This window comes from uncultured Meiothermus sp., assembly GCF_937863175.1.
Taxonomy (GTDB): Bacteria; Deinococcota; Deinococci; order Deinococcales; family Thermaceae; genus Meiothermus.
The window spans coordinates 1-2936 of the sequence record NZ_CALMCQ010000334.1 but is presented as its reverse complement, the minus strand read 5'-3'; the positions used below and the strand labels follow the sequence as shown (position 1 = coordinate 2936).

Below are 2936 nucleotides of genomic sequence, written 5' to 3'. Positions count from 1 at the left end.
ATCTCTTGCAGGCGGCAAATTTCTTGAGCAGATGGTAGATATTCTCCGGCCAGACCTCCCAGCCCATCTCGGTTAGCTCGTTGCCGCGCTCCCGGTGGGGGATTTCTCTGGCCCAGGTACCCAGGCTCAAAGGGTCGAAGCGGATGATCTGTCGAACGTAGGTCTGCAAGCCCACAAAGTCAAAGTCGAAAGGCAGCTTCTCCATGTCGCCTGGTTTTATGTACCGGTTCAGACCCAGCAGCAAGGGCAGGGTTTTCCAGGGGTAGCCCATCCCCAGCGCGGCCTCGAGAAAAAGCCGGTTGGCAACCACGTCGTAGCCAGCTGCGGCAACCCTGCTCAGCCAGGTGGGGCCACCGGCCTCTACGTGTGAGGCCGAAAAGGTGGTGCCGATCTGGGCATCGGGCACACTGGCCCTTAAAACCCGCCCACCTTCGGCCTGGGCCAGCGCCACGTGATGAACCGCAGGTAGGAAGTTACCAAAGCCTTTGCGGCCAGGGGCATGGTAGCCCTGCAGGTAGCCCAGTACGGTGATGATGGTGGGTTCGTTGAGCACCATCCAGTGCTTTACTTTGTTGCCAAAGGCCCTGGCACAAACCTCGACATACTCGCTAAACCATTGCACAATTTCGCGGTTGGTCCAGCCACCCTTCTCCTCCAGAACCTGGGGCAGATCCCAGTGGTAGAGCGTGACCCAGGGTTGCAGCCCCAGTTCCAGCGTGCGGTCAATCACCCGGTGATAGAAGTCCAGCCCTTTCTGATTAACGGTACCGGTTCCACTGGGGAGGATGCGCGGCCAGGCCAGTGAAAAGCGATTGACCTGCATATTCATCTGGCGGATCAGGGCAATGTCGTCGTGGTAGCGGTGGTAGAAGTCACAGGCCAGATCGCCGTTCTCGCCGGTCTTGATCCTGCCGGGGGTGTGGGAGAAAGTATCCCAGATGGATGCGCTGCGCCCGTCTTCGCCCACCGCGCCTTCAATCTGATAGGAAGCCGTGGCTACGCCCCAGAGAAAGTCGGGGCCAAAGTCCTGTTTGCGGAAGGGTGTCACCCTTCCAATCTACTCGACAACCGGGCCTTTGGGAAAAGGGGGGGCGGTTGCTATACAGCGGCTGCTTCTTCATGGAGTGGGGTTGTGGTTTGAAGACCAGCCGCAGATTTTTGAAGTATTGTAGCTATGATGGAAGTTCGACCGGAACGCCCCGACGAATACGAGGCGGTTGAACAAATCCACACGCTGGCCTTTGGCACGGGGCGGGAAGCCAAGGTGGTGGCCCGAACCCGCCAGTCGCTGCAGTACACTCCCGAGCTATCGCTGGTAGCGGTGCTGAAAGGTCGGCCCGTCGGGCACATTTTATTCAGTCAGGTGGGGCTTGAGGATCGCCAGGGGGTGATGCGGAAGGTAGTGGTGCTTGGCCCGCTGGCGATCCATCCTGAATTTCAAAACCTGGGTACCGGAAAACGCCTGGTGGAGGAGGGGCTGGCACGGTTAGAAGCCAGGGGAGTACCCCTGGTACTGGTGCGAGGCCACGCCCACTACTATCCCCGGTTTGGCTTCGTGCCGTCGGTACAGATGGATATTCACCCACCCTTTGCAATTGCCCAGGACGAATACATGGCCAGGCCGCTTTCCGCCTATACCCCGGATTACCGGGGAATGGTGCGCTACCCGGCGGCCTTTGCCGAAGTAGGCTACCCGGTGGAGTTCGGTCTATAACGGTACGATCTCCACCAGCGCTCCATTGGGGTCCGTCAGGGTTTGGGCAGGCCTGCCCTCGAGGGCAACCCGATAGGCCAGCAACCCCGTCGAGTCTGCGGGTGCGGTACGGCCTCTGGCCCAAAGATTGATGCCCAGATGATGATGGTAGTTATCGGCAGCCAGGAAGCGTGCGCCGGGATAATCCCTTGGTATGAGGGCCATTCCCAAACCCTGGTAAAAGGTTTGTGCTTCGTCCAGGTTTCCCACGTGCAGGTGCAGGTGCCCCAGGGTGGTCTGGGGCTCGAGGGTCGCGCCCAAGGGCGACTCCAGGAGAAGTGCATCCAGGTCTAGGGGTTCAGACACCATCGCCAGGCGGTCTCCCCGAAAAGGCCAGTCGGCCCGGGGCCGGTCGCGGTACAGCTCGATACCGTTGCCCTCCGGGTCGGCCAGGTAGAGGGCCTCCGAAACGCCGTGGTCGGAAGCGCCCTGAAAGTGAGGGTAGCCGGCCTCCACCAGCCGCCGGAAAATGGCGGCCAGCGCAGGCCGGCTGGGCAGCAGCAGGGCAAAGTGGTAGAGGCCCAGGGTGGGCTGAGGGCGCAGCGGGGCCGAGGGCTGGTGGAGCAAGGTCAGGGTGAATTGTTGCCCCCTGGGGGCCAGATCGGTCTGGTGGCCCTGGCTATGGATGACCTCGAGACCCAGGAGGTCGCGGTAGAAAGCCAGTTGGCGCTCGAGGCTCTGCACCCGTAGGGTCAGCCCGGCGAGTGCCAACGTCCGGGGGAAAGTCTGCATCATCAGAATATGCTATCCAAAGTGCTATAAAAAGTAAATCCGATTCATGCTGTCCAGGATTCGATATGCTGTCGAAGTGCGCATATTTGTGACCGGCGGAACAGGGTATTTGGGAGGTGCTTTACTGCGCCTGGGGCCGGGCCAGCCCTGGGTACTGGGGGCCAGCTACTGGGGCCAGGCGCCCGCACTGCCAGGCGTAGCGTGGGTTCGGCTGGACATTCGGGACTCGGCAGCGGTGGAACAAGCCTTACGCAGATTTCGACCAGAGGTAGTCATTCACACGGCCTATAGCAAGGCCGGTTCAGAGGCGCTCGAGGCCATCACGGTGCAAGGAACGGCCCATGTTGCCAGGGCCTGCCAGGCGATTGGCGCAAGGCTGATCCACCTCTCCACCGATCAGCTCTTCGATGGCGAGAATCCTCCCTATGCCGAGTCGGCTGTGCCCAACCCT

4 protein-coding genes are annotated in these 2936 nt (G+C 61.0%); 2 read left to right on the top strand and 2 right to left on the bottom strand.

Features of this window, described 5'->3' with window-relative positions; translation table 11 throughout:
* The coding region (locus tag Q0288_RS12555; protein WP_299430929.1) for a family 1 glycosylhydrolase at positions 1–1048 on the bottom strand (1048 nt) is incomplete at its 3' end.
* Positions 1049–1174: 126 nt separating this feature from the next.
* Between Q0288_RS12555 and Q0288_RS12550 the strand changes: the two genes are divergently transcribed.
* Positions 1175–1714 carry an N-acetyltransferase gene (locus Q0288_RS12550; protein ID WP_299430926.1) on the top strand — a complete coding sequence of 180 codons (540 nt, stop codon included), beginning with the start codon at positions 1175–1177 and terminating at the stop codon, positions 1712–1714.
* Here Q0288_RS12550 and Q0288_RS12545 read toward each other — a convergent pair.
* Positions 1709–2488 (bottom strand): VOC family protein, encoded by a 780-nt coding sequence (locus tag Q0288_RS12545; RefSeq protein ID WP_299430924.1) that lies wholly within the window; start codon positions 2486–2488, stop codon positions 1709–1711. The two genes, Q0288_RS12550 and Q0288_RS12545, sit on opposite strands and share 6 nt — an antisense overlap.
* Before the next feature lie 73 nt (positions 2489–2561).
* Between Q0288_RS12545 and Q0288_RS12540 the strand changes: the two genes are divergently transcribed.
* Positions 2562–2936 (top strand): sugar nucleotide-binding protein (locus Q0288_RS12540; protein ID WP_299430922.1); only part of this gene is annotated, 375 nt, incomplete at its 3' end.